A 26,139-nucleotide genomic window follows, 5' to 3' on the forward strand; every position below is an offset into this window, starting at 1 on the left:
AACTCCGTTAAACCGTGGCCGGTTGTGATTGAGGGGTGTCGAACTGGCCGGCCATCCAGCCGCCGACGTCGCTGAGGCGGGTTTGCGCCGTGTCCTGCAACACCGACAGGCGCCCGCCGCACAGCGCGCCGAGGCGGTCGCTGATCTGGAACAGTTCGTCGAGGTCTTCGGAGATCACCAGAATCGCCGCCCCGGCATCGCGCAGGGCAATCAGCGCCCGGTGAATGGTGGCCGCCGCGCCGACATCCACGCCCCAGGTCGGGTGCGCGGCGATCAGCAGTTTCGGTTGCTGGAGGATTTCCCGGCCGAGGATGAATTTCTGCAGGTTGCCGCCGGACAGGCTGCGGGCGGCGGTCTGGGTGTCCGGGGTTTTCACGCCGAAGCGCTGGATGATCGTTTGGGCGAGGGCTTCGACCTTGCCGCGCTCGATCAAGCCGTGGCTGACCAGGCCTTGTTGAAAGGCGGTGAGCAGGGCGTTGTCCGCCAGGCTCATGTCCGGCACCGCGCCATGCCCGAGGCGTTCGGCGGGGACGAACGCCAGGCCGAGTTTGCGTCGGGCATCCGGGCGCTGATCGGCGACGAGGTGTTCCTGGAAGCAGATGGTTTGCGCTGCGTCGCGGGGTAATGTCTGTTCGCCGCTGAGCAATGCCAGAAGCTCGTCCTGCCCGTTGCCCGCCACGCCGGCGATGCCGACGATTTCACCGCTGCGCACCTGCAGATCGATGTCGCTCAGGGAGCAACCGAACGGATCCGGGTTGTGCCAGTTCAGACCGCTGACCTGCAAGAACGCCGCGCCACCGGTGACCTTCGTGAACTCGCCGATCGATGTCGCGGCGTCGCCCACCATCAATTGCGCCAGTTGCCGATCAGTGCAGTCTGCGGGCACGCAATGCCCGGCCACCCGACCACCACGCAACACTGTGGCGCTGTGGCACAAGGCGCGGACCTCGCCAAGTTTGTGGCTGATGAACAGAATGCTGCAGCCTTCGGCCGCGAGCCGGCGCAGGGTGATGAACAACTCTTCGGCTTCCTGCGGCGTGAGCACCGAGGTCGGTTCGTCGAGAATCAGCAGGCGAATGTCCTGCATCAGGCAACGCACGATCTCGACCCGTTGCCGCTCGCCGATCGACAGGCTGTGGACAAGTCGCTGGGGTTCCAGGGCCATGCCATATCGGCGCGACACTTCACGGATTTTCGCCTCCAGCTGTTTCGGCGAACCGGCTCCTGCGCCCATCGCCAGTGCGATGTTCTGCGCCACGCTCAAGGTCTCGAACAGCGAGAAATGCTGGAACACCATGCCGATGCCCAACTGCCGCGCCTGGGCCGGGTTGCGCATGATCACCGGTTGACCCTGCCACAGCATCTCACCCGAATCGGCCTGGGTGACGCCGTAGATGATCTTCATCAACGTGCTTTTGCCTGCCCCGTTTTCACCGAGCAGCGCGTGGATTTCACCGGGGGCGATGCTCAGGTCGATGGCGTCATTGGCAAGGCAACCGGGATAACGTTTGCTGATGTGGCGCAGTTGCAGCTGCGGTGTGGACGTGGGGTTTGGCATGACAGGCTCGGGTTGCTTGGAGTTGTGCCTGTGGATAAAGCAATTTCCTGGCCATTGAGTCAGGAACGCAGGTGGCTGCTGTTTGCCAGCCTGTGGCGCAGAGCCTGTGAATCGAATTCGGTTGCCTGCACGGCACCACTTGAGGGCAAAGCCTTTGATCAGGCTCCAGTTTTGCCCGCAACTGGCTGATCAAAAAACGAGCAACCCCGCCGAAGCCATGCAGAACCTGCGACTGCGCCAGCCATGAACGGCTTATCCACAGGTTGCTCCACAGTATTTGTGCGCAAGACAAAATCCCGGGCATAAGCACTGCCGGGCTTTCTTCTAAAGGCGATAAACAACGCTAAGCGATTGTTTTTACGTGAAATTGTTCATTGCGATGGGCGATTGGACGAAAAGTGAGCAAATCCCGCAAAGCCACGTGACAGAAGGGTTACAGCCTCCTGTGCTCAGGTTATCCACAGCCGGGTGCACAGCGGATGTGGGCAAGTCTCGGGCATAAGCAAGCGGGCTGGTGCCCCAAAACATGGCGGGGCTTCAACGCTGCAGCAGGATTCGCCCGCGGCTCAGGTCGGCCAGCTGATTCTGCAACAGCTCGATGTGCGCTTCGCCCACGGCCAGTTGCAATTCGACGCCGTTGGCGGTGAAGTTTTCTTCCACCACCAATCCACCCAGATCCGCGACCCGCAGCTTCACCAGCGCCAGTTCGCCAAAGGCGCAGGCGCAACGCACGGGCACGCGGCTGATCAACTCGATCTTCGGCGCGGCCTGCAGGCACTTGTTGGCGCCGCCGCCATAGGCCCGGGCCAGGCCGCCGGTGCCCAGCTGAATGCCGCCGTACCAGCGGATCACCAGCACCGCGACCTGATCGCAGTCCTGCGCTTCGATGGCCGCGAGGATCGGCCGCCCGGCAGTGCCGCCGGGTTCGCCGTCGTCGTTGCTGCGGTATTGATCGCCGAGCTTCCACGCCCAGCAATTGTGCGAAGCGTTCAAGTCGCTGTGTTGCTCGATGAAGGCTTGCGCATCGGCAGGGCTGCCGATCGGCGCGGCGAAGGTGATGAAGCGGCTTTTGCGGATTTCTTCGCGGAACTCGCAAAAGCCGCTGAGGGTGAATGGCATAAAACGACTTATATAGAAGAAGTGAGGCCGCAGCCTTTGAGGATGATGCGGATCAGATTGTTGCCGGCGTCTTCCATGTCCTGTTTGGTCAACTTGCTGCGACCGGTCACCCGGCAGATCTGGGTGGCGAAGTCGGCGTAATGCTGGGTGCTGCCCCACAACAGGAAGATCAGGTGCACCGGGTCGACCGGATCCATTTTGCCCGCGTCGATCCAGGCCTGGAACACGCCGGCGCGGCCCTGGAACCAGGCGCGGTAATCCTGATTGAAATATTCGGTCAGGCATTCGCCGCCGCTGATCACTTCCATCGCGAAGATCCGCGACGCTTGCGGCTGGCGACGGGAGAATTCCATTTTCGCGCGGATGTAGCGGGTCAGCGCTTCGGCCGGATCGTCCTCGGCCGTCAGGGTATTGAAGGTGCTGTCCCACAATTGAAGGATGTTGCTCAGCACCGCCACGTACAACCCGAGCTTGTTGGTGAAGTAGTAATGCAGGTTCGCCTTGGGCAGTCCGGCCTTGGTGGCGATGGTGTTCATGCTCGTGCCTTTGTACCCGTGACGGGCGAACTCGTCTTCGGCGGCTTTGATGATGGTCTCTTCGTTCTTCTGACGAATGCGGCTGGCGGGTTTGCCGCCGTGAGCGGGGACTTCAAAGGTCATAGGCACTTCCGGGTTTGTCTGTGGGGTGCAAGCAGTTGCGTTGATAGCGCAACCACCGGCGCGGGACAAGCCCCGGGCGAATAAAACCCCGGTCGTCAGCGGGTGGCGGCCAGGCTCTCGAGAAAGCTTTCCAGGACCAGATGAGGGCGACGGCCCTTGCGGGTAACCGAGGCCAGGCTCAAATCATAGAAGCGGGTACTGGCCTTGAGCGCGCGCAAGCGACCTTGTTGAACCCAGAGACTGGCGTAGTGATCCGGCAGGTAGCCGATGTAGCGCCCGGTCAGAATCAGGAACGCCATGCCTTCGCGGTCGGAAGCGCTGGCGGTGCAGTTGAGCGCCTGATAGTGCGCCTGGATCTCCGCCGGCAAACGGAAGGTCGGGGCGATGGCGTCCTGGCTGTTCAAGCGTTCGTCATCCAGTTGTTTGTCATCGACGTAAAACAGCGGATGGCCGACCGCGCAGTAGAGCAACGAGCGCTCGCTGTACAACGGCTGGTATTCCAGTCCCGACAACGCACTGGCCTGCGGCACCACGCCGACATGCAGGCGCCCGTCGAGCACGCCTTGTTCGACTTCGTTGGGGGCGATCATGCGGATCTGGATCTGCACGTCTGGCCCACGTTCCTTCAATTGCGCCAGTGCGTGGGTGATGCGCATGTGGGGCAGGGTGACGAGGTTGTCAGTCAGGCCGATGATCAGTTCACCACGCAGGTGCTGGTGCAGGCCGTTGACCTCGGTGCGAAAACTCTCCAGTGCACTCAACAGCTGCAGCGCCGACTGGTAAACCTCACGACCCTCTTCGGTCAGGGAGAAACCGGCGCGCCCGCGTTGGCACAGACGCAGGCCGAGACGTTGTTCCAGATCGCTCATCTGCTGGCTGATCGCCGAGCGACCGATGCCGAGCACGGTTTCCGCCGCCGAGAAGCCACCGCACTCCACCACGCTGCGAAAAATTCGCAGCAGGCGAATGTCAAAGTCACTGACCTGGGCCAATGGATCGGGGCGGCGGCTGCTCATGCTGGTGTTCTCATTGTTTAGCAGAGTTCTAACTAAAGGTTAGAAGAGTTGAATTTCACCGACTTTATCCCCGTGGCAATTTAGCTGCAACAACGCTTTCTATCTCTCTGAAGCTTATTGCCCTGCGAGGTTTTGCCCGATGAACATGCCTGAAAATGCGCCGTCGCCACTGGCCAGCCAACTGAAGCTGGATGCGCACTGGATGCCGTACACCGCCAACCGCAACTTCCAGCGCGACCCGCGTCTGATCGTTGGTGCCGAAGGCAGCTGGCTGATCGACGACAAGGGCCGCAAGGTATACGACTCGCTGTCCGGTCTGTGGACCTGCGGCGCCGGGCATACCCGCAAGGAAATCCAGGAAGCGGTGGCCAAGCAGTTGGGCACCCTCGATTACTCGCCGGGCTTCCAGTACGGCCACCCGCTGTCGTTCCAGCTGGCGGAGAAAATCACTGATCTGACGCCGGGCAACCTGAACCATGTGTTCTTCACCGACTCCGGTTCCGAGTGCGCCGATACCGCGGTGAAAATGGTCCGCGCCTACTGGCGCCTGAAAGGCCAGTCGACCAAGACCAAAATGATCGGCCGCGCCCGTGGCTATCACGGTGTGAACATCGCCGGCACCAGCCTCGGCGGCGTCAACGGCAACCGCAAGCTGTTCGGTCAGGCGATGATGGATGTCGATCACCTGCCGCACACTCTGCTGGCGAGCAATGCGTTCTCCCGTGGCATGCCGGAGCAGGGCGGTATCGCCCTTGCCGATGAGCTGTTGAAGCTGATCGAGCTGCACGATGCTTCGAACATCGCTGCGGTGTTCGTTGAGCCGATGGCCGGTTCCGCTGGCGTGCTGGTTCCGCCGCAGGGCTACCTCAAGCGTCTGCGTGAAATCTGCGATCAGCACAACATCCTGCTGGTGTTCGACGAAGTGATCACCGGTTTCGGCCGTACCGGCACCATGTTCGGCGCCACCACCTTCGGTGTGACCCCGGACCTGATGTGCATCGCCAAGCAAGTCACCAACGGCGCGATCCCGATGGGCGCGGTGATTGCCAGCTCCGAGATCTACCAGACCTTCATGAACCAGCCGACCCCGGAATACGCCGTGGAATTTCCGCACGGCTACACCTACTCGGCGCACCCGGTGGCTTGCGCCGCTGGCCTGGCGGCACTCGACCTGCTGCAAAAGGAAAACCTGGTGCAGAGCGTGGCTGAAGTTGCACCGCATTTCGAAAATGCCCTGCATGGCCTGAAAGGCGCGAAGAACGTCATCGACATTCGCAACTTCGGTCTGGCCGGTGCAATCCAGATCGCGGGCCGTGACGGCGACGCCATCGTGCGTCCGTTCGAAGCCGGCATGGCATTGTGGAAAGCCGGGTTCTACGTGCGCTTCGGCGGCGACACCCTGCAGTTCGGCCCAACCTTCAACAGCAAGCCGCAGGACCTTGATCGTCTGTTCGACGCGGTCGGCGAAGTGCTGAACAAGCTCGACTGATTTTTCCTTCTATATAGATACGCAAACAGCAGGCGCCCCTTGCGGGCGTCTGCGCACAAGAATTCAGGAGTTCCCCGATGAGCGTTATCCCGCATTTGATCAATGGCGAACTGGTGACCGAGAACGGTCGCGCGGTCGATGTGTTCAATCCGTCCACCGGCCAGGCTATCCACAAGCTGCCGCTGGCCAGCCGCGAAACCATCCAGCACGCCATCGATGCCGCCAAGGCTGCGTTCCCGGCCTGGCGCAACACGCCACCGGCCAAACGTGCCCAGGTGATGTTCCGTTTCAAGCAACTGCTGGAGCAGAACGAAGCACGCATCGCGCAATTGATCAGCGAAGAACACGGCAAGACTCTGGAAGATGCTGCCGGTGAACTGAAGCGTGGCATCGAGAACGTCGAGTTCGCCTGCGCAGCGCCGGAAATCCTCAAGGGCGAGTACAGCCGCAACGTCGGCCCGAACATTGATGCGTGGTCGGACTTCCAGCCGCTGGGCGTGGTGGCCGGCATTACGCCGTTCAACTTCCCGGCAATGGTGCCGCTGTGGATGTACCCGCTGGCGATCGTCTGCGGCAACTGCTTCATCCTCAAACCATCCGAGCGTGATCCGAGTTCGACCCTGCTGATCGCGCAACTGTTGCTGGAAGCCGGCCTGCCAAAAGGCGTGCTGAGCGTGGTGCACGGTGACAAGACTGCGGTGGACGCGCTGATTGAAGCGCCGGAAGTCAAAGCGCTGAGCTTCGTGGGTTCGACGCCGATTGCCGAGTACATCTATGCCGAAGGCACCAAGCGCGGCAAGCGCGTACAGGCACTGGGCGGCGCGAAGAACCATGCGGTGCTGATGCCGGATGCGGATCTGGACAACGCGGTCAGCGCACTGATGGGCGCGGCTTACGGTTCCTGCGGCGAACGCTGCATGGCGATTTCGGTAGCTGTGTGTGTGGGCGACCAGGTAGCGGATGCACTGGTGGCCAAACTGGTTCCACAGATCAAGGCGCTGAAAATCGGTGCCGGCACTTCGTGTGGTCTGGATATGGGGCCGCTCGTAACCGGTCAGGCGCGTGACAAGGTCAGCGGTTATGTGGAGGACGGCGTGGCGGCGGGCGCGACTCTGGTGGTCGACGGTCGTGGTCTGAGCGTTGCCGGTCATGAAGAAGGTTTCTTCCTGGGTGGCTGCCTGTTCGACAACGTCACGCCTGAGATGCGCATCTATAAAGAAGAGATCTTCGGGCCGGTGCTGTGCGTCGTCCGGGTGAACAGCCTGGAAGAGGCGATGCAACTGATCAACGATCACGAATACGGCAACGGCACCTGCATCTTCACTCGTGACGGTGAAGCGGCGCGTCTGTTCTGCGACGAGATCGAAGTCGGCATGGTCGGCGTCAACGTTCCATTGCCGGTGCCGGTGGCTTACCACAGCTTCGGCGGCTGGAAGCGCTCGCTGTTCGGCGACCTGCATGCTTACGGTCCGGATGGTGTGCGCTTCTATACCCGTCGCAAGGCGATCACCCAGCGCTGGCCACAGCGTGCGAGCCATGAGGCGTCGCAGTTCGCATTCCCTAGCTTGTAAGTAGAAGGGCAGTGCAAAGAAGGCCGACCTTTTAAGGTCGGCCTTCGCGTTTCGAGGCATTTTTGACCGATATGACAGATTTATGAAAATAAGGGTTGACGGCGAATTCCAGAGGTCTATAATTCGCCCCACTTCCGGCGCGGTCGAAACGGAAAACTCCTTGAGATTCAATGAGTTAAGTAGGTTTCGAGAGTGGATCGCTTCAGTTCATCGAAGCCTGGAAAGAGTTGGAAATGCCGGTTTGTTGGGTGCTTTCAACGGTTCGATCTTCTCGGTCGAAAGCGGAGAAAAGAGGTGTTGACAGCAGCGTGTAACGCTGTAGAATTCGCCTCCCGCTAACGAGAGATCGGAAGCGCAAGTGGTTGAAGTTGTTGAAGAAATCTTCGAAAACTTCTGAAAATAATCACTTGACAGCAAATGAGGCTGCTGTAGAATGCGCGCCTCGGTTGAGACGAAAGATCTTAACCAACCGCTCTTTAACAACTGAATCAAGCAATTCGTGTGGGTGCTTGTGGAGTCAGACTGATAGTCAGAAAGATTATCAGCATCACAAGTTACTCCGCGAGAAATCAAAGATGTAACCAACGATTGCTGAGCCAAGTTTAGGGTTTTCTCAAAACCCAAAGATGTTTGAACTGAAGAGTTTGATCATGGCTCAGATTGAACGCTGGCGGCAGGCCTAACACATGCAAGTCGAGCGGATGAAGGGAGCTTGCTCCTGGATTCAGCGGCGGACGGGTGAGTAATGCCTAGGAATCTGCCTGGTAGTGGGGGACAACGTTTCGAAAGGAACGCTAATACCGCATACGTCCTACGGGAGAAAGCAGGGGACCTTCGGGCCTTGCGCTATCAGATGAGCCTAGGTCGGATTAGCTAGTTGGTGAGGTAATGGCTCACCAAGGCGACGATCCGTAACTGGTCTGAGAGGATGATCAGTCACACTGGAACTGAGACACGGTCCAGACTCCTACGGGAGGCAGCAGTGGGGAATATTGGACAATGGGCGAAAGCCTGATCCAGCCATGCCGCGTGTGTGAAGAAGGTCTTCGGATTGTAAAGCACTTTAAGTTGGGAGGAAGGGTTGTAGATTAATACTCTGCAATTTTGACGTTACCGACAGAATAAGCACCGGCTAACTCTGTGCCAGCAGCCGCGGTAATACAGAGGGTGCAAGCGTTAATCGGAATTACTGGGCGTAAAGCGCGCGTAGGTGGTTCGTTAAGTTGGATGTGAAATCCCCGGGCTCAACCTGGGAACTGCATCCAAAACTGGCGAGCTAGAGTATGGTAGAGGGTGGTGGAATTTCCTGTGTAGCGGTGAAATGCGTAGATATAGGAAGGAACACCAGTGGCGAAGGCGACCACCTGGACTGATACTGACACTGAGGTGCGAAAGCGTGGGGAGCAAACAGGATTAGATACCCTGGTAGTCCACGCCGTAAACGATGTCAACTAGCCGTTGGGAGCCTTGAGCTCTTAGTGGCGCAGCTAACGCATTAAGTTGACCGCCTGGGGAGTACGGCCGCAAGGTTAAAACTCAAATGAATTGACGGGGGCCCGCACAAGCGGTGGAGCATGTGGTTTAATTCGAAGCAACGCGAAGAACCTTACCAGGCCTTGACATCCAATGAACTTTCCAGAGATGGATTGGTGCCTTCGGGAACATTGAGACAGGTGCTGCATGGCTGTCGTCAGCTCGTGTCGTGAGATGTTGGGTTAAGTCCCGTAACGAGCGCAACCCTTGTCCTTAGTTACCAGCACGTAATGGTGGGCACTCTAAGGAGACTGCCGGTGACAAACCGGAGGAAGGTGGGGATGACGTCAAGTCATCATGGCCCTTACGGCCTGGGCTACACACGTGCTACAATGGTCGGTACAAAGGGTTGCCAAGCCGCGAGGTGGAGCTAATCCCATAAAACCGATCGTAGTCCGGATCGCAGTCTGCAACTCGACTGCGTGAAGTCGGAATCGCTAGTAATCGCGAATCAGAATGTCGCGGTGAATACGTTCCCGGGCCTTGTACACACCGCCCGTCACACCATGGGAGTGGGTTGCACCAGAAGTAGCTAGTCTAACCTTCGGGAGGACGGTTACCACGGTGTGATTCATGACTGGGGTGAAGTCGTAACAAGGTAGCCGTAGGGGAACCTGCGGCTGGATCACCTCCTTAATCGACGACATCAGCTGCTCCATAAGTTCCCACACGAATTGCTTGATTCATTGAAGAAGACGAAAGAAGCAGCCCGAAATTGGGTCTGTAGCTCAGTTGGTTAGAGCGCACCCCTGATAAGGGTGAGGTCGGCAGTTCGAATCTGCCCAGACCCACCAATTTTGTGTGGGAAACGCCTGTAGAAATACGGGGCCATAGCTCAGCTGGGAGAGCGCCTGCCTTGCACGCAGGAGGTCAGCGGTTCGATCCCGCTTGGCTCCACCACTACTGCTTCTGAAGTAAGAGCTTAGAAATGAGCATTCCATCGTTGTGATGGTGAATGTTGATTTCTAGTCTTTGACTAGTTCGTTCTTTAAAAATTTGGGTATGTGATAGAAAGATAGACTGATGGCCACTTTCACTGGTGGTGATCAGGCTAAGGTAAAATTTGTGAGTTCTCTTAGTTGAGAAATTCGAATTTTCGGCGAATGTCGTCTTCACAGTATAACCAGATTGCTTGGGGTTATATGGTCAAGTGAAGAAGCGCATACGGTGGATGCCTTGGCAGTCAGAGGCGATGAAAGACGTGGTAGCCTGCGAAAAGCTTCGGGGAGTCGGCAAACAGACTTTGATCCGGAGATGTCTGAATGGGGGAACCCAGCCATCACAAGATGGTTATCTTGTACTGAATACATAGGTGCAAGAGGCGAACCAGGGGAACTGAAACATCTAAGTACCCTGAGGAAAAGAAATCAACCGAGATTCCCTTAGTAGTGGCGAGCGAACGGGGACTAGCCCTTAAGTGGCTTTGAGATTAGCGGAACGCTCTGGAAAGTGCGGCCATAGTGGGTGATAGCCCTGTACGCGAAAGTCTCTTAGTCATGAAATCGAGTAGGACGGAGCACGAGAAACTTTGTCTGAATATGGGGGGACCATCCTCCAAGGCTAAATACTACTGACTGACCGATAGTGAACTAGTACCGTGAGGGAAAGGCGAAAAGAACCCCGGAGAGGGGAGTGAAATAGATCCTGAAACCGTATGCGTACAAGCAGTGGGAGCAGACTTTGTTCTGTGACTGCGTACCTTTTGTATAATGGGTCAGCGACTTATTTTCAGTGGCGAGCTTAACCGAATAGGGGAGGCGTAGCGAAAGCGAGTCTTAATAGGGCGTCTAGTCGCTGGGAATAGACCCGAAACCGGGCGATCTATCCATGGGCAGGTTGAAGGTTAGGTAACACTGACTGGAGGACCGAACCGACTACCGTTGAAAAGTTAGCGGATGACCTGTGGATCGGAGTGAAAGGCTAATCAAGCTCGGAGATAGCTGGTTCTCCTCGAAAGCTATTTAGGTAGCGCCTCATGTATCACTGTAGGGGGTAGAGCACTGTTTCGGCTAGGGGGTCATCCCGACTTACCAAACCGATGCAAACTCCGAATACCTACAAGTGCCGAGCATGGGAGACACACGGCGGGTGCTAACGTCCGTCGTGAAAAGGGAAACAACCCAGACCGTCAGCTAAGGTCCCAAAGTTATGGTTAAGTGGGAAACGATGTGGGAAGGCTTAGACAGCTAGGAGGTTGGCTTAGAAGCAGCCACCCTTTAAAGAAAGCGTAATAGCTCACTAGTCGAGTCGGCCTGCGCGGAAGATGTAACGGGGCTCAAACCATACACCGAAGCTACGGGTATCACGCAAGTGATGCGGTAGAGGAGCGTTCTGTAAGCCTGTGAAGGTGAGTTGAGAAGCTTGCTGGAGGTATCAGAAGTGCGAATGCTGACATGAGTAACGACAATGGGTGTGAAAAACACCCACGCCGAAAGACCAAGGTTTCCTGCGCAACGTTAATCGACGCAGGGTTAGTCGGTCCCTAAGGCGAGGCTGAAAAGCGTAGTCGATGGAAAACAGGTTAATATTCCTGTACTTCTGGTTATTGCGATGGAGGGACGGAGAAGGCTAGGCCAGCTTGGCGTTGGTTGTCCAAGTTTAAGGTGGTAGGCTGAAATCTTAGGTAAATCCGGGGTTTCAAGGCCGAGAGCTGATGACGAGTTGCCTTTAGGCGACGAAGTGGTTGATGCCATGCTTCCAAGAAAAGCTTCTAAGCTTCAGATAACCAGGAACCGTACCCCAAACCGACACAGGTGGTTGGGTAGAGAATACCAAGGCGCTTGAGAGAACTCGGGTGAAGGAACTAGGCAAAATGGCACCGTAACTTCGGGAGAAGGTGCGCCGGTGAGGGTGAAGCACTTGCTGCGTAAGCCCACGCCGGTCGAAGATACCAGGCCGCTGCGACTGTTTATTAAAAACACAGCACTCTGCAAACACGAAAGTGGACGTATAGGGTGTGACGCCTGCCCGGTGCCGGAAGGTTAATTGATGGGGTTAGCTAACGCGAAGCTCTTGATCGAAGCCCCGGTAAACGGCGGCCGTAACTATAACGGTCCTAAGGTAGCGAAATTCCTTGTCGGGTAAGTTCCGACCTGCACGAATGGCGTAACGATGGCGGCGCTGTCTCCACCCGAGACTCAGTGAAATTGAAATCGCTGTGAAGATGCAGTGTATCCGCGGCTAGACGGAAAGACCCCGTGAACCTTTACTATAGCTTTGCACTGGACTTTGAATTTGCTTGTGTAGGATAGGTGGGAGGCTTTGAAGCGTGGACGCCAGTTCGCGTGGAGCCATCCTTGAAATACCACCCTGGCAACTTTGAGGTTCTAACTCAGGTCCGTTATCCGGATCGAGGACAGTGTATGGTGGGTAGTTTGACTGGGGCGGTCTCCTCCTAAAGAGTAACGGAGGAGTACGAAGGTGCGCTCAGACCGGTCGGAAATCGGTCGTAGAGTATAAAGGCAAAAGCGCGCTTGACTGCGAGACAGACACGTCGAGCAGGTACGAAAGTAGGTCTTAGTGATCCGGTGGTTCTGTATGGAAGGGCCATCGCTCAACGGATAAAAGGTACTCCGGGGATAACAGGCTGATACCGCCCAAGAGTTCATATCGACGGCGGTGTTTGGCACCTCGATGTCGGCTCATCACATCCTGGGGCTGAAGCCGGTCCCAAGGGTATGGCTGTTCGCCATTTAAAGTGGTACGCGAGCTGGGTTTAGAACGTCGTGAGACAGTTCGGTCCCTATCTGCCGTGGACGTTTGAGATTTGAGAGGGGCTGCTCCTAGTACGAGAGGACCGGAGTGGACGAACCTCTGGTGTTCCGGTTGTCACGCCAGTGGCATTGCCGGGTAGCTATGTTCGGGAAAGATAACCGCTGAAAGCATCTAAGCGGGAAACTTGCCTCAAGATGAGATCTCACTGGAACCTTGAGTTCCCTGAAGGGCCGTCGAAGACTACGACGTTGATAGGTTGGGTGTGTAAGCGCTGTGAGGCGTTGAGCTAACCAATACTAATTGCCCGTGAGGCTTGACCATATAACACCCAAGCAATCTGTAGACTCGAAAGGGACCAGATTGCGGTGTGTGAAGACGCAATGAACCGAAAGTTCGACGCTCACAAAACACCGACAGCTGTCACATACCCAATTTGCTGAAGCGAGGCCATCCGGTCACGACTCAGTACCCGAATTTCTTGACGACCATAGAGCGTTGGAACCACCTGATCCCATCCCGAACTCAGAAGTGAAACGATGCATCGCCGATGGTAGTGTGGGGTTTCCCCATGTGAGAGTAGGTCATCGTCAAGATTAAATTCCGAAACCCCAATTGCGAAAGCAGTTGGGGTTTTGTTTTGCCCGCAGGAAAGTTCGTACGGCATTCTCGGACGCCTTGCGGCTGTCCTCGCCGGCCGACAATGCTAAGGTTCAGCCCTAGCTTTTGTACTTTTCCAAGGAAGCCTTCATGCCGGACACCCAGTCCCTCAACGCTGCATTCATGGTCGTTCAGAGCAATAGCCTGGATGAACTGCGCAGCCTTGTGATCAGCATCATGCGGCGTTATCCACTGGCTCCCTTGGAGAACGAAATTGCACTCGTACAGAGCAACGGCATCGCTCAATGGCTCAAGCTGGCACTGGCTGAGGACCCTGAAGCAGGCGACTTAGGCGGCTGTGGTATCGCCGCCGCAATTGATGTGCAACTGCCGGGCAGTTTCATGTGGCAGCTTTACCGGATGGTGCTGGGTCGAGAGGAAATTCCGGCAAAGTCGCTGCTCGATAAGGCACCGTTGACCTGGCGTCTGATGCGCCTGTTGCCACAGGTCATCAACCGGCCGCATTTCGAACCGCTGCAACGCTTTCTCACCCATGACACCGACCTGCGCAAGCGTTACCAGTTGTCCGAACGATTGGCTGACCTCTTTGACCAATATCAGGTTTACCGCGCTGATTGGCTTGAGGATTGGGCAGAGGGGCATCATCAGCTACGCAATGTGAGGGGTGAAGCGAAGCCGCTTCCTCCGACCAGTTGCTGGCAGGCAGAGTTGTGGCGCGCCCTGCTGGACGATGTGGGCGAGCAAGGCATGGCCCAAAGTCGGGCAGGCGTGCACCAGCGATTCATGGAGCGCATCAACAGTCTTGAAAGCGCACCGTCCGGACTTCCCCAGCGAGTGATCGTTTTTGGAATTTCCTCGTTGCCCGCACAAGTACTGGAAGCGTTGGCCGGGCTTTCCCGTTTCAGCCAGGTTTTGTTGTGCGTCCATAACCCCTGTCGTTATCACTGGGCCGATATCGTTGCCGACAAGGATCTACTACGTCATCAGTACAAGCGACAAGCCCGCAAAAACGGCATGCCTGTGGTGCTGGACTCGGAATCACTCCACCAACATGCTCACCCGCTCCTCGCTGCATGGGGTAAGCAAGGTCGTGATTACATCAACCTTCTCGACAGCTACGACGAGCCTGACAGCTATCGCGCAGCATTTCGTAACGGGCGTATCGATCTGTTCAGCGAAACCCAGCCGGAGAACATGCTCAATCAGTTACAGGACGATATTCTGGAACTGCGGCCACTCAGCGAGACTCGAGCGCGCTGGCCGGCAGTCGATCTGACTCAAGACGATTCGATCCGCTTTCATATTGCCCATAGCGCCCAGCGCGAAGTGGAGATTCTTCACGACCAGCTCTTGGCCCGTTTCAGCGCGAACCCGCAATTACGCCCTCGCGATGTGATCGTGATGGTGCCTGACATCGATAGTTATGCGCCGCATATCCGCGCCGTCTTTGGTCAGCTGGATCGTCATGACCCACGCTTCATTCCCTTCACCATGGCCGATCAGGGGCAACGCGGACGAGATCCATTGCTGATCGCTGTCGAGCATCTGCTCAAGCTGCCGGATAGCCGTTTTCCCGTCAGTGAGATCCTCGACTTGCTCGACGTTCCTGCGTTACGCGCCAGGTTTGGTGTGCAGGAGCGAGACTTGCCGACCCTGCATCGCTGGATCGAGGGGGCCGGGGTGCGTTGGGGCATCGATGCCGGGCAACGTGCCGAGCTGGGATTGCCCGACGAGCTGGAGCAAAACAGTTGGCGCTTTGGCTTGCGCCGGATGCTGCTCGGTTATGCCGTCGGCAGTTCCGGCGCCTGCGGGGATATCGAGCCGTACGACGAAATCGGTGGTCTCGATGCCGCGCTGATCGGCCCGTTGGTAGCATTGCTGGATGCACTGGAACTCTCGCATCAGCAACTGATGAGGCCTGCGCAGCCACAGGAGTGGGGGTATCGGCTTCAGGCGTTGATGCAGCTTTTTTTCAAACCCGAAGACGAGCATGACGACTACCTGCTGGCTCAACTCGAGGAGTTGCGCGAAACCTGGCTGGAAACCTGCGAAGCCGTCGGTCTGCTGGACGAGCTGCCACTGACCGTCGTCCGTGAGGCCTGGCTGGCAGGGCTGGATCAGGGGCGTCTGTCGCAGCGCTTTCTGGCCGGAGCCGTTAACTTTTGCACGCTGATGCCGATGCGCGCGATTCCGTTCAGACTGGTTTGTCTGTTGGGCATGAACGATGGCGATTATCCACGCGCTCAACCACCGTTGGACTTCGATCTCATGGGCAGCGACTACCGGCCGGGAGATCGTTCCCGTCGTGAGGATGATCGTTATCTTCTGCTAGAGGCACTCTTGTCCGCTCGTCATCAGCTCTATATCAGTTGGGTCGGTCGCAGCATTCGCGACAACAGTGAGCGGCCAGCCTCTGTGTTGATCGGCCAGTTGCGCGATCATCTCGCCAATGGATGGCGATCGGCTGACGACAACGAGGATCTCCTGATTGCCATGACCCAGGAGCATCCGTTGCAGCCATTCAGTTCGCGCTATTTCCATGAGGAACAAAAGCTTTTCAGCTACGCCAGCGAATGGCAGGTGCTGCATCAACCTCACAAACAGAACGACGTCGCCACAATGCTTGCCCCCCATGCCCAGGAAGAACCGTTGAGTCTGGAACTGCTGCAGGACTTCCTGCGCAATCCGGTCCGACACTTTTTCACTCAGCGACTCAAGGTTTACTTCGAAGCGGCGCAGGTACCTCAGGCTGATGAGGAACCTTTTGTGCTGGATGCATTGCAGCGATACATGCTCAGCGACAGCTTGCTCGGGGCAGCCTTGAGACACCCGGACAATGTTGATCAGGCGCTCGAGTCTCAAGCCCGACGCCTGCAGAACAGCGGACTGCTGCCCATGGCCGGGTTCGGTGAATGCCTTCAACGAGAGCTGATCGAGCCTTTGCCAGACTTGTTGCAACGCTATCAACAGCTGTTGGCGTTATGGCCAACACCGCTAACCAACGCGCTACCGATCAATTTTGAATGGCAGGAACTGCGCCTTGAAGGATGGCTAGGCGGTTTGCACCGGCGCGCCGATGGCGGCGTACTGTCGGTCACGACGATTCCCAACAGCATAGGCTCGATCAAGAGCCGCAAATGGCATCGCATGACCACGCCCTGGGTCAGCCATCTCGTCGCGTGCGCCAGTGGGCTCTCCCTGACGACCGCACTGGTGGCCAGTGATGACACGCTCCTTCTTGATCCTCTGGAACCAACCCGAGCGGGGCGAATTCTTGAGGATCTGCTGCTCGCCTGGCAGACGGGCATGCGCCAGCCGCTGCCGGTCGCGGTGAAAACGGCTTTTGCGTGGCTGGCACAGACCGATCCGGTCAAGGCTGAAGCGGCTGCCCGTAAAGCCTATGAAGGGGATGGTCAGACCAGCGAAGGTGAACGTCGCGAAAGCCCGGCTCTGGCCCGACAATTCGCCGACTATGATGCACTGCAGGCGGATGAAACCTTCTCAGGTTGGTGTGATGCACTGTATCGCCCCTTGCTTGAGGCGGGGTGGCGCACATGGACCCATGAGGAGGCAGGCGCATGAGCAATCAACAGCCGCTCGCGCTGGCATTCCCGTTAAGGGGCAGCCAACTGATCGAAGCCAGTGCGGGCACTGGCAAGACGTTTACCATTTCGGCGTTGTATCTGCGGTTGATCCTTGGCCACGGAGGCGAGGCGAGTGGTTTCGGTCGAGAGCTGTTGCCCCCGCAGATTCTCGTGGTGACCTTCACCGACGCAGCCACCAAAGAACTGCGCGAGCGCATACGCACGCGTCTGGCCGAGGCCGCCCGTTTCTTTCGTGACGAGACGCCTGCCCCTGATGCGCTGATCGATGAACTGCGTGCACAGTTCGATCCGCAACAATGGCCCGGCTGCGCCAATCGCCTGGACATCGCTGCGCAATGGATGGACGAGGCCGCGGTCTCGACGATCCACAGTTGGTGTCAGCGAATGCTGCGCGAGCATGCGTTCGACAGCGGCAGTCTGTTTACCCAGACCCTGGAAACCGATCACAGCGACCTGCTCGGCGAAGTGTTGCGCGATTATTGGCGGCTGTTCTGCTACCCGATGCAGGGCGACGCCTTGAGCTGGGTCCGCAGTCACTGGGGAGGGCCGGCGGCCCTGTTGCCGCGTGTACGGGGGCTGTTTGGCACCGAGCGCGAAGGGAACTCAGACCAGACGCCATCCGAACTGATCGAAGAATGCCTGCAGGAACGCCGTGCGGCATTGGTGGAGTTGAAGGGACCATGGCGGCAGTGGTCCGATGAGTTGCTCGCTATCTGCCATCAGGGTGTCGCCAACAAAACGGTGGATGGGCGCAAGATGCAGGCCCGCTATTTCGAACCCTGGTTTGAAAAGCTCAAGGCCTGGGCTGAGGACGAGACGCTCGAACAATTGGATATCGGCACCGGGTTCGCCCGGCTCACACCGGAGGGCATGGCTGAAGCCTGGAAAGGCGAGCCGCCGAGTCACCCGGGCCTGGATGCCATGCCTGTGCTCAAGTCGAGTCTCGACAATTTGCCGACGCCCGATGCGGCCGTGCTGCAGCATGCTGCCAAATGGGTCAGTGCTCGCTTTGAAGACGAGAAACGCCGTCGAGCGGAAATGGGTTTCGACGACATGCTGTTGCGTCTGGATGCGGCTTTGCAGTCCGACGGTGGGGAGCGTCTCGCCACGCTCATTCGCGAGCAGTTCCCGGTCGCCCTGATCGATGAGTTTCAGGACACGGATCCGGTGCAGTACCGGATCTTCGAAAGCATCTATCGCATTGAAGAGGATAACCCCGAGACCGGGTTGTTTCTGATCGGGGATCCGAAGCAGGCGATCTATGCCTTCCGGGGCGCGGATATCTACACCTATCTGCGAGCCCGGCAGGCCACGTTCGGGCGTCTGCATACCCTGGGCACCAACTTCCGTTCCAGTCACGGGATGGTCCGTGCGGTCAACCATGTGTTCGAGCGTGCCGAGGCCCGTGAGCAAGGGCGCGGGGCGTTTCTGTTCCGAGAGAAAAACGGCGATAACCCGGTGCCGTTCCAGCCTGTGGAGGCGCAGGGACGCAAAGAACATTTGCAGGTAGCCGGGCTGGACGTGCCGGCGCTGAACATCTGGCATCTATCTACCGACAAGCCACTGTCCGGGGCAGTTTACCGCCAGCAGTTTGCGGCAGCCTGCGCCAGTGAGGTCACGACCCTGCTCAATGGCGGGCAGACCGGTCGCGCCGGGTTTGCGCAGGAGGGCAAGGATTGGCGTGGGCTGCGGCCAGCGGATATTGCGATCCTGGTGCGCGATGGTAAAGAGGCGCAGGCGGTACGCGGTGAGCTCGCAGCGCGCGGAGTCCGCAGCGTTTATCTGTCGGACAAGGACTCGGTCTTTGCCGCACAGGAAGCCCATGACCTGTTGTCGTGGCTCAAGGCGTGCGCCGAGCCGGATGTCGAGCGTTCCCTGAAAGCGGCGTTGGCGTGCATCACGCTGAATCTGCCACTGGCTGAGCTGGAGCGTCTGAATCAGGACGAACTGGTCTGGGAAACCCGGGTCATGCAGTTCCGCGGTTATCGTGAACTGTGGCGCAAGCAAGGGGTGCTGCCGATGCTGCGGCGCCTGCTGCACGACTTTCAACTGCCGCAGATGCTCATTGCCCGCAGTGATGGTGAGCGGGTGCTGACCAACCTTTTGCACCTGTCGGAGTTGTTGCAACAGGCCGCGTCGGAACTCGATGGCGAGCAGGCACTGATCCGCCATCTGGCCGAGCATCTGTCGCTGTCTGGGCAGGCAGGTGAAGAGCAGATCCTGCGTCTTGAAAGCGACGAACAACTGGTCAAGGTCGTGACCATTCACAAATCCAAGGGGCTCGAGTACCCGTTGGTGTTCCTGCCTTTCATCTGTTCGGCTAAGCCGGTGGATGGCAGTCGATTGCCGCTGCACTACCACGATGAATCCGGCAAGGCTCGCATCAGCCTGAAGCCCGACGCGGAACTGATCGCTGTGGCGGACACCGAACGCCTGGCAGAGGATCTGCGTTTGCTCTACGTCGCTCTGACCCGCGCACAACATGCATGCTGGCTCGGGGTGACGGATCTCAAGCGCGGCAACCACAGCAGCTCGGTGCTGCATCTTTCTGCGCTGGGCTATCTGTTGGGCGGCGGCGTAACGTTGAACGAATCCAGCGGATTGGCCCGCTGGCTGGACGATCTGCAACAGGATTGTTCGGCGCTGAGCGTTGTTGAAATGCCACAAGCCACCAGCGAGGTGTACCAGCCTCCGCGTAACGAAGCCACGCTGCGTGCCACCCTTTTACCGAGCCGCAGGGCCAGCGAGAACTGGTGGATCGCTTCGTACAGTGCCTTGCGCATCAGTGACGTGCTGAGCGCTGGCAACGACGAAGCCCCCGACAGTCCGCAAGCGCAAAAGCTGTTCGACGACGAACGCCTCGATCCTGAAGCACCGCGCGAGATCATCGCCGGCGGAGCTGATATTCACCGTTTCCCTCGTGGACCGAATCCGGGAACGTTTCTTCACGGTTTGCTCGAGTGGGCGGGTGAGGAGGGCTTCGCGGTCACCCGCGAGTCGCTCGATGATGCGATCGCCCGGCGTTGCAATCGACGGGGCTGGGAGGGCTGGATCACCACCCTCGGCGACTGGTTGCAACACTTGCTCAAACTGCCACTGCCTGCGGGCCTCGACCAACCGCCAGTGGTGCTTGAGCAATTGAAGCAATATCGGGTCGAGATGGAGTTCTGGTTCGCCAGCCACAAAGTCGACGTGCTCAAGCTCGACGAACAGGTGCGTCAATTCACTCACAACGGTGTGGCCCGGGTCGGCGCCGAAGCGGTGCAGCTCAATGGCATGTTCAAAGGCTTTATCGACCTGACGTTCGAGCACGAGGGCCGGTACTACGTGGCCGATTACAAATCCAACTGGCTGGGCGTCGATGACGCCGCGTACACCGAACGGGCCATGGAGCAGTCGATCCTCGACAACCGTTACGACCTGCAATACGTGCTGTACCTGTTGGCACTGCATCGTCAGCTCAAGGCGCGGCTCGCCGATTACGACTACGACCGGCATATCGGCGGCGCGTTGTATCTGTTCCTGCGTGGAACGCGGGCGCCTGGTGGAGGCGTTTACTTCGCACGCCCACCACGGGAGCTGATCGAGCGTCTGGACTTCATGTTCCAGGGTAAACCGCAACCCAAGGCCGAGCCCGCGTGGGTGCAGGGAGAATTGCTATGAATCGGACGTTCGCCGACCTGCTGCCCACGCCGCTGACCGCCGACAGCCTCGCGCAGCTGACACCTCTCACCTGTGCCGATGATTTGCTGCTATTGCTCACCCGCTGGGTCGAGCGCGGATGGCTGCGGGCACTGGACAAGGCATTCGTGGGTTTTCTTCATGAATTGGCACCCGGCGTCGATCCGCTGGTGTTGCTCGCCGCCGCATTGACCAGTCACCAGCTCGGCCATGGGCATGTGTGTCTGGATCTGTTTGAAACCCTCAAGGCGCCGGATTTCGCCCTGTCTTTGCCTCCGGAAGGGGACATGCAACCCGGTGCATTGCTGCTGCCATCGCAGCTGCTTGAAACACTCGACGGGGCGCACTGGTGCAAGGTACTGGCCGGCAGTTCGCTGGTGGCACTGGCCGCCGACGAAGGTGCGTCGGCTCAGGAGCGCCCGCTGGTGTTGTCCGGCAAACGCTTGTACTTGCGGCGCTATTGGGCCTACGAGCGGCGTATCGACAGCGCACTGCGTCAGCGACTCGCGGAGCAGGAAGCGACACCACCCGATCTTGCTCGGCGGTTGGACGCACTGTTCGATCCGGCCCAGCGTGCGGATGTCATCGACTGGCAGAAACTGGCCTGCGCCCTGGCCACCCGGAGTGTCTTCAGCATCATCACGGGCGGCCCGGGCACCGGCAAGACGACGACGGTGGTCCGTTTGCTGGCGTTGCTCCAGGCACCTGCGGTCGAGGCGCATCAACCATTGCGCATTCGGCTCGCGGCGCCTACCGGTAAAGCGGCGGCGCGGCTGACCGAGTCCATCAGTCAGCAGGTGCAGTCGCTGAAGGTCGCTGACAGTGTCCGGGAAAAAATCCCGACCGAGGTGACCACGGTACACCGCCTGCTTGGCAGCCGTCCCGGCACGCGGCACTTTCGCCACCATGCCGGTAACCGCCTGCCACTGGATGTACTGGTGGTCGATGAAGCATCCATGATCGACCTGGAAATGATGGCCAACCTGCTCGATGCCTTGCCGCCTCATGCTCGACTGGTGTTGCTGGGCGACAAGGATCAACTGGCCTCGGTGGAGGCTGGCGCGGTGCTGGGCGATTTGTGCCGTGATGCCGAAGCGGGTTGGTACAGTCCGCAGACTCGCCAGTGGCTGGAAGCGGTGAGCGGCGAATCCCTGCAAGACAGCGGTTTGCAAGAAGGCAGTGACAGCTCGCACCCGCTGGCCCAGCAAGTGGTGATGTTGCGTCACTCACGGCGTTTCGGCGAGGGCAGCGGCATCGGTCAACTGGCGCGACGGGTGAATAAGCAACTCTCGGGCGAGGCTCGCCAGTTGCTGGATGCCAAAACCCATGGCGATGTGTTTTCGTTGCCACTTCAGAACGAGCACGACCGGAAACTTGAGCACCTGGTGCTCGATGGACACGGCGAAGGCCCCCACGGTTATCGACACTATCTGAGCATTTTGCGCGATCGACGTCCGGTGAGCGGAACGCCGCTCGAGAACCCGGGTTGGGTCGATTGGGCGCGTGACGTCCTGCGGGCCTTCGATACCTTCCAGTTGTTGTGCGCAGTGCGCAAAGGGCCGTGGGGTGTTGAGGGGCTTAATCAGCGCATCACTGATGCATTGCTCAAGGCGCGGCTGATCGAGAGCGACCAGCAATGGTACGAAGGCCGGCCGGTGTTGATGACTCGAAACGACTATGGCCTCGGGCTGATGAACGGTGACATCGGTATCGCCCTGAAACTCCCCGAGCGCGATGGCCCGGATGCCGGTAAGTCGGTGTTGCGCGTGGCGTTCCCGCGTAACGACGGGCGCGGTGGGGTGCGTTTCGTGTTGCCGAGCCGGCTCAATGATGTCGAGACCGTGTACGCCATGACCGTGCACAAGTCACAGGGCTCGGAGTTTGCCCATACCGCGCTGATCCTGCCGGACGCCCTGAACCCCGTGTTGACCAAGGAACTGATCTACACCGGAATTACTCGGGCCAAGGACTGGTTCACCTTGATCGAACCCCGCAGTGGCGTATTTGAAGAGGCAGTACAACGCAAGGTGAAGCGCTTGAGCGGACTGATGCTGGAACTGGAAGAAGCAGGGGCGCCTCGAGGATGAAGGTGCCTGAATGACCGGCGCTTATTGACCGACCGGTCAGGGGTACTGTATCGCTGGTGTTCCAGCGCTGTGCTATCGTTGCGGCATCATTTCGTAACGATCCAAGAGAATCCCTGCATGAAGGTGGCTGTCTGGGCGACAGAGCGCGTAGTTGTCTGCAAGCAGGCATTGCTTGCCGTTGCACTCTGTTTGCTCACGGGTGTGGCCGCTGCCCAGACTCCAGCCCCTGCGGGGATGGCCGAACAGCGGGCCAAATCCGTCACTCAGGTTGTCCTCGGTATCCTCAGTTATGCGCGCTGGCCGGTAGAGCCGGCGCAGTTGCGCCTGTGCATCGTCGGCCCGACCGAATACACCGATGACCTGGTCAAGGGCACGACCCAGGCCACGGGCCGTCCGGTCATCGTGCGCCGGCTGTTGGCCGACAATCCAGCCATCGTCAGCGAGTGCGACGCGGTCTATATCGGCAAACTCACCACAGACGAACGCAGCCGGCTGTTCGCGTCCCTGATCGGCCATCCGGTGCTGAGCATCAGCGAAGGCGGCGATCAATGCACGGTCGGCAGTCTGTTCTGCCTGCGGGTTGGTGATGAACAAGTGTCGTTCGAGGTCAATCTCGACTCCGTCGCCCGCAGCGGTGTGCGTATTCACCCCAGCGTGCTGCAGTTGTCGCGCCGCAAACCGGCGGTGCCATGAGACGCGACAAATCCACAGGGCGCCCGACCCTCGGCTCGGTCATCGGCCGTGGCAACCTGATTGTGGCGCTGGTCGCCGTGGCAATGGCCAGTGTGTCGCTGACGCTGCTCGGGGTGCTGGCGCTGCGGGTCTATGCCGATCACAACCTGCACTTGATCGCCCGCTCGATCAGTTACACCGTGGAAGCCGCCGTGGTGTTCAACGACAAGGCCGCCGCGACCGAAGCGCTGGCGTTGATCGCCTCGACCGAAGAAGTGGCCGATGCCCAGGTGCTGGACACTCAGGGCCAATTGCTCGCACGCTGGCAGCGTCCGGAGAACGGCCTGATTTCCGAGCTGGAGATGCAGGTCGCGCGAGTCATTCTGGAAAAACCCATCAACCTGCCGATCCAGCATCAGGATCGCGAGATCGGGCGGATCTTGCTGATCGGCCACGGTGGCAGCCTGATGCGTTTTCTGTTGAGCGGTCTGGCGGGGATCATTCTCTGCACGGCGATCAGCGCCTGGGTCGCGCTGTACCTGGCGCAGCGTCAGTTGCGCAGGATCATCGGCCCGTTGCACAGCCTGGCGGCGGTGGCGCATGCGGCCCGCAGCGAGCGGGCACTGGATCGACGGGTGCCACGGGCAAAAATTGCCGAACTGGACAACCTCGGCACCGACTTCAATGCCCTGCTCGATGAACTCGAATCCTGGCAAACCCACTTGCAGAGCGAGAACGAAACCCTCGCCCATCAGGCCAGCCATGACAGCCTCACCGGGTTGCCGAACCGGGCCTTTTTCGAAGGCCGCCTGATCCGTGCTCTGCGCAATGCCCACAAGTTGAATGAGCAAGTGGCGGTGCTGTTTCTCGACAGCGACCGTTTCAAGGACATCAACGACAACTTCGGTCATGCCGCTGGCGACGCCGTGCTGGTGGCGGTGGCGAATCGGGTGCGGGCGCAGTTGCGTGAAGAGGATCTGGTGGCGCGTCTGGGCGGTGACGAGTTCGCCGTTCTGCTCACGCCCTTGCACAAGACCGAAGACGCCGAACGCATTGCCGACAAGATCCTCGCCAGCATGGACACCCCGATTGCGCTGCCGGGCGACAGCAGTGTCGTGACGTCGCTCAGTATCGGCATCGCGGTTTACCCCGATCATGGCGTCACGCCTGGCACCTTGCTTGATGCGGCCGATGCCGCGATGTATCAAGCCAAGCGTTTGTCGCGCGGCGCCCAATTCACGGCCGGGACGGAGTACCCGGTCGATTCCGTTCAAACCAGGAGCTGATGCCCGTGTCCTCACTTTCCTTTCGCCTGTTTTCCACTCTGTTGCTGACGGCCATGCTTGCCCTGACCGGTTGCCAGACCGTCCCGCAAAAAGGCCTGACGCCGGCCCAGGTCGCGGTTCTCAAGCAGCAAGGCTTCGAGCTGACCGATGACGGCTGGGAGTTTGGCCTGTCGGGCAAAGTATTGTTTGGCAGCGATGTCGAAAGCCTGAATCAGCAAAGTACCGAAATCGTCGAGCGTATCGGTAAAGCCTTGCTGGGTGTCGGCATCGAACGGGTACGAGTGGATGGCCACACCGACGCTTCGGGCAAGGAAACCTATAACCAGCAGCTGTCACTGCGTCGCGCGAAAAGCGTCGGCAAAGTGCTGACCTCGGTCGGCATGAAAGAAGAGAACATCCAGTTGCAAGGCCTCGGCAGCCGCGAACCGGTCGCCTCCAACGATACCGCCGCTGGCCGCACCGAAAACCGCCGGGTGTCGATCGTGGTCAGCGCCGATTAGTCGGCGAACTGCATCTCTCGAGTTTCACCCATCAACAGCGCCTGATTGCGCTCGGTCACCTCGCGGATGTAATCCCACAACAGGGTGATCCGCTTCAACTTGCGCAGATCCTCCCGGCAGTACATCCAGAACTGCCGGGTGATATCGATTTCCTCCGGCAGCACCGGCAACAGGCGCGGATCCTGAGCCGCGAGAAAGCACGGCAGAATCGCCAATGAGCGCCCCTGCTGCGCCGCCACGAACTGCGCAATCACGCTGGTGCTGCGCAAATTGGCGCTGGCACCGGGCAACACGTTTGCCAGATACAGCAGCTCCGAGCTGAACGCCAGGTCATCCACGTAACTGATGAATTGATGCTTGCCCAGGTCGGCGGGGCGGCGGATCGGCGGATGTTTGTCCAGGTATTCCTGGGTCGCGTAGAGCTGCAAGCGGTAGTCGCAGAGTTTGCAGCACACGTACGGCCCGTGTTCCGGGCGCTCGAGGGCGATGACGATGTCGGCCTCGCGTTTGGACAGGCTGATGAAGTGTGGCAGCGGCAGGATGTCCACCGAGATCGCCGGGTAGGCGTCGACGAAGTGGCTCAGTTGCGGGGTGATGAAGAAGCTGCCGAAACCTTCGGTGCAGCCCATCCGCACATGCCCGGACAGTGCGACGCCGGAGCCCGACACTTGCTCGCAGGCCATGTGCAGCGTGCTTTCGATCGACTCGGCATAACTCAGCAGGCGCTGGCCTTCGGCAGTCAGCACGAAACCGCTGGTGCGGGACTTTTCGAACAGCAAAGTGCCGAGCGCCGCTTCCAGCGAACTGATCCGCCGCGACACGGTGGTGTAGTCCACCGCCAGGCGTTTGGCCGCCGTGCTGGCCTTGCGGGTACGGGCGACTTCAAGGAAAAACTTGAGGTCATCCCAATTCAGCGAGCCTAGAGAGGTGATGTTTTTTTGCATGATGGACGGGCTTATATGTGCGTTCTTATTGGAAGTTTGCACATCTATACTCCAAAAACAGTCCGACAACCAATTCGTGACACACGC

Annotated in this window: 13 protein-coding genes, 2 tRNA genes and 3 rRNA genes; 13 read left to right on the forward strand and 5 right to left on the reverse strand. The window is 58.9% G+C overall.

Annotated features, from left to right (window positions below):
- Window positions 1-7: 7 nt before the first annotated feature.
- From K3819_RS03425 to K3819_RS03440, 4 genes are all read right to left on the reverse strand, one after another.
- Window positions 8-1,558, reverse strand: coding sequence for an ABC transporter ATP-binding protein (locus tag K3819_RS03425; protein ID WP_221398632.1), 1,551 nt, complete (start codon window positions 1,556-1,558; stop codon window positions 8-10).
- 537 nt (window positions 1,559-2,095) lie between these two features.
- On the reverse strand, window positions 2,096-2,677 hold the full coding sequence (locus K3819_RS03430) for a YigZ family protein (RefSeq protein WP_221398633.1): 582 nt from the start codon (window positions 2,675-2,677) through the stop codon (window positions 2,096-2,098).
- A gap of 8 nt (window positions 2,678-2,685) precedes the next feature.
- The gene (locus tag K3819_RS03435) at window positions 2,686-3,336 is read right to left on the reverse strand and encodes a TetR/AcrR family transcriptional regulator (protein ID WP_011332324.1); all 651 of its coding nucleotides are present in this window, start codon (window positions 3,334-3,336) and stop codon (window positions 2,686-2,688) included.
- 95 nt (window positions 3,337-3,431) lie between these two features.
- Window positions 3,432-4,352, reverse strand: a complete 921-nt coding sequence (locus K3819_RS03440) for a LysR family transcriptional regulator (protein ID WP_007958517.1) — start codon at window positions 4,350-4,352, stop codon at window positions 3,432-3,434.
- A gap of 139 nt (window positions 4,353-4,491) precedes the next feature.
- On the opposite strand from K3819_RS03440, the gene K3819_RS03445 reads away from it, so the two are divergent.
- The 13 genes from K3819_RS03445 to K3819_RS03505 all read left to right on the forward strand — a co-directional run bounded on the left by K3819_RS03445 (window position 4,492) and on the right by K3819_RS03505 (window position 25,108).
- Window positions 4,492-5,841, forward strand: a complete 1,350-nt coding sequence (locus K3819_RS03445) for an aspartate aminotransferase family protein (protein WP_011332325.1) — start codon at window positions 4,492-4,494, stop codon at window positions 5,839-5,841.
- A gap of 77 nt (window positions 5,842-5,918) precedes the next feature.
- Entirely contained in the window at window positions 5,919-7,412 is a 1,494-nt protein-coding gene (locus tag K3819_RS03450; RefSeq protein ID WP_011332326.1) for a CoA-acylating methylmalonate-semialdehyde dehydrogenase, read from the forward strand.
- 632 nt (window positions 7,413-8,044) lie between these two features.
- Window positions 8,045-9,581 (forward strand): 16S ribosomal RNA (locus K3819_RS03455).
- A gap of 81 nt (window positions 9,582-9,662) precedes the next feature.
- Window positions 9,663-9,739: transfer RNA gene (locus tag K3819_RS03460), tRNA-Ile, on the forward strand.
- Window positions 9,740-9,769: 30 nt separating this feature from the next.
- A tRNA-Ala gene (locus K3819_RS03465) sits at window positions 9,770-9,845 on the forward strand.
- A gap of 244 nt (window positions 9,846-10,089) precedes the next feature.
- A 23S ribosomal RNA gene (locus K3819_RS03470) occupies window positions 10,090-12,980 on the forward strand.
- A gap of 156 nt (window positions 12,981-13,136) precedes the next feature.
- Window positions 13,137-13,252, forward strand: a 5S ribosomal RNA gene (gene rrf / locus K3819_RS03475).
- The 16S, 23S and 5S rRNA genes sit together here with 2 tRNA genes alongside, the layout of an rRNA operon.
- Window positions 13,253-13,406: 154 nt before the next feature.
- Window positions 13,407-16,859, forward strand: a complete 3,453-nt coding sequence (gene recC / locus K3819_RS03480; protein ID WP_085611244.1) for an exodeoxyribonuclease V subunit gamma — start codon at window positions 13,407-13,409, stop codon at window positions 16,857-16,859.
- Window positions 16,856-20,545 carry an exodeoxyribonuclease V subunit beta gene (recB, locus tag K3819_RS03485; RefSeq protein ID WP_221398634.1) on the forward strand — a complete coding sequence of 1,230 codons (3,690 nt, stop codon included), beginning with the start codon at window positions 16,856-16,858 and terminating at the stop codon, window positions 20,543-20,545. The genes recC and recB overlap by 4 nt, the downstream gene beginning before the upstream one ends.
- Window positions 20,542-22,650 carry an exodeoxyribonuclease V subunit alpha gene (gene recD, locus K3819_RS03490; RefSeq protein ID WP_221398635.1) on the forward strand — a complete coding sequence of 703 codons (2,109 nt, stop codon included), beginning with the start codon at window positions 20,542-20,544 and terminating at the stop codon, window positions 22,648-22,650. Before recB ends, recD begins: the two co-directional genes overlap by 4 nt.
- Before the next feature lie 117 nt (window positions 22,651-22,767).
- Window positions 22,768-23,343: a YfiR family protein gene (locus tag K3819_RS03495; protein WP_210710973.1), complete on the forward strand. Its 576-nt coding sequence runs from the start codon at window positions 22,768-22,770 to the stop codon at window positions 23,341-23,343.
- The gene (locus tag K3819_RS03500; RefSeq protein ID WP_210710974.1) at window positions 23,340-24,608 is read left to right on the forward strand and encodes a diguanylate cyclase domain-containing protein; all 1,269 of its coding nucleotides are present in this window, start codon (window positions 23,340-23,342) and stop codon (window positions 24,606-24,608) included. Before K3819_RS03495 ends, K3819_RS03500 begins: the two co-directional genes overlap by 4 nt.
- On the forward strand, window positions 24,608-25,108 hold the full coding sequence (locus tag K3819_RS03505) for an OmpA family protein (RefSeq protein ID WP_221398636.1): 501 nt from the start codon (window positions 24,608-24,610) through the stop codon (window positions 25,106-25,108). The genes K3819_RS03500 and K3819_RS03505 overlap by 1 nt, the downstream gene beginning before the upstream one ends.
- On the opposite strand, the gene K3819_RS03510 is transcribed toward K3819_RS03505, so the two are convergent.
- The gene (locus tag K3819_RS03510) at window positions 25,105-26,052 is read right to left on the reverse strand and encodes a LysR family transcriptional regulator (RefSeq protein ID WP_039772937.1); all 948 of its coding nucleotides are present in this window, start codon (window positions 26,050-26,052) and stop codon (window positions 25,105-25,107) included. The two genes, K3819_RS03505 and K3819_RS03510, sit on opposite strands and share 4 nt — an antisense overlap.
- Window positions 26,053-26,139 lie beyond the last annotated feature (87 nt).

Origin of the sequence: Pseudomonas sp. 3-2 (assembly GCF_019710535.1) — a bacterium.
In the GTDB taxonomy this organism is placed as follows: Bacteria; Pseudomonadota; Gammaproteobacteria; order Pseudomonadales; family Pseudomonadaceae; genus Aquipseudomonas; species Aquipseudomonas pharyngis.

Bases quoted from the DNA above. Each gene is read 5' to 3' on its own strand.
- K3819_RS03425 (WP_221398632.1), bottom strand. From the start codon at position 1,558: ATGCCAAACCCCACGTCCACACCGCAGCTGCAACTGCGCCACATCAGC.
- K3819_RS03430 (WP_221398633.1), bottom strand. From the start codon at position 2,677: ATGCCATTCACCCTCAGCGGCTTTTGCGAGTTCCGCGAAGAAATCCGC.
- K3819_RS03435 (WP_011332324.1), bottom strand. From the start codon at position 3,336: ATGACCTTTGAAGTCCCCGCTCACGGCGGCAAACCCGCCAGCCGCATT.
- K3819_RS03440 (WP_007958517.1), bottom strand. From the start codon at position 4,352: ATGAGCAGCCGCCGCCCCGATCCATTGGCCCAGGTCAGTGACTTTGAC.
- K3819_RS03445 (WP_011332325.1), top strand. From the start codon at position 4,492: ATGAACATGCCTGAAAATGCGCCGTCGCCACTGGCCAGCCAACTGAAG.
- K3819_RS03450 (WP_011332326.1), top strand. From the start codon at position 5,919: ATGAGCGTTATCCCGCATTTGATCAATGGCGAACTGGTGACCGAGAAC.
- recC (WP_085611244.1), top strand. From the start codon at position 13,407: ATGCCGGACACCCAGTCCCTCAACGCTGCATTCATGGTCGTTCAGAGC.
- recB (WP_221398634.1), top strand. From the start codon at position 16,856: ATGAGCAATCAACAGCCGCTCGCGCTGGCATTCCCGTTAAGGGGCAGC.
- recD (WP_221398635.1), top strand. From the start codon at position 20,542: ATGAATCGGACGTTCGCCGACCTGCTGCCCACGCCGCTGACCGCCGAC.
- K3819_RS03495 (WP_210710973.1), top strand. From the start codon at position 22,768: ATGAAGGTGGCTGTCTGGGCGACAGAGCGCGTAGTTGTCTGCAAGCAG.
- K3819_RS03500 (WP_210710974.1), top strand. From the start codon at position 23,340: ATGAGACGCGACAAATCCACAGGGCGCCCGACCCTCGGCTCGGTCATC.
- K3819_RS03505 (WP_221398636.1), top strand. From the start codon at position 24,608: ATGCCCGTGTCCTCACTTTCCTTTCGCCTGTTTTCCACTCTGTTGCTG.
- K3819_RS03510 (WP_039772937.1), bottom strand. From the start codon at position 26,052: ATGCAAAAAAACATCACCTCTCTAGGCTCGCTGAATTGGGATGACCTC.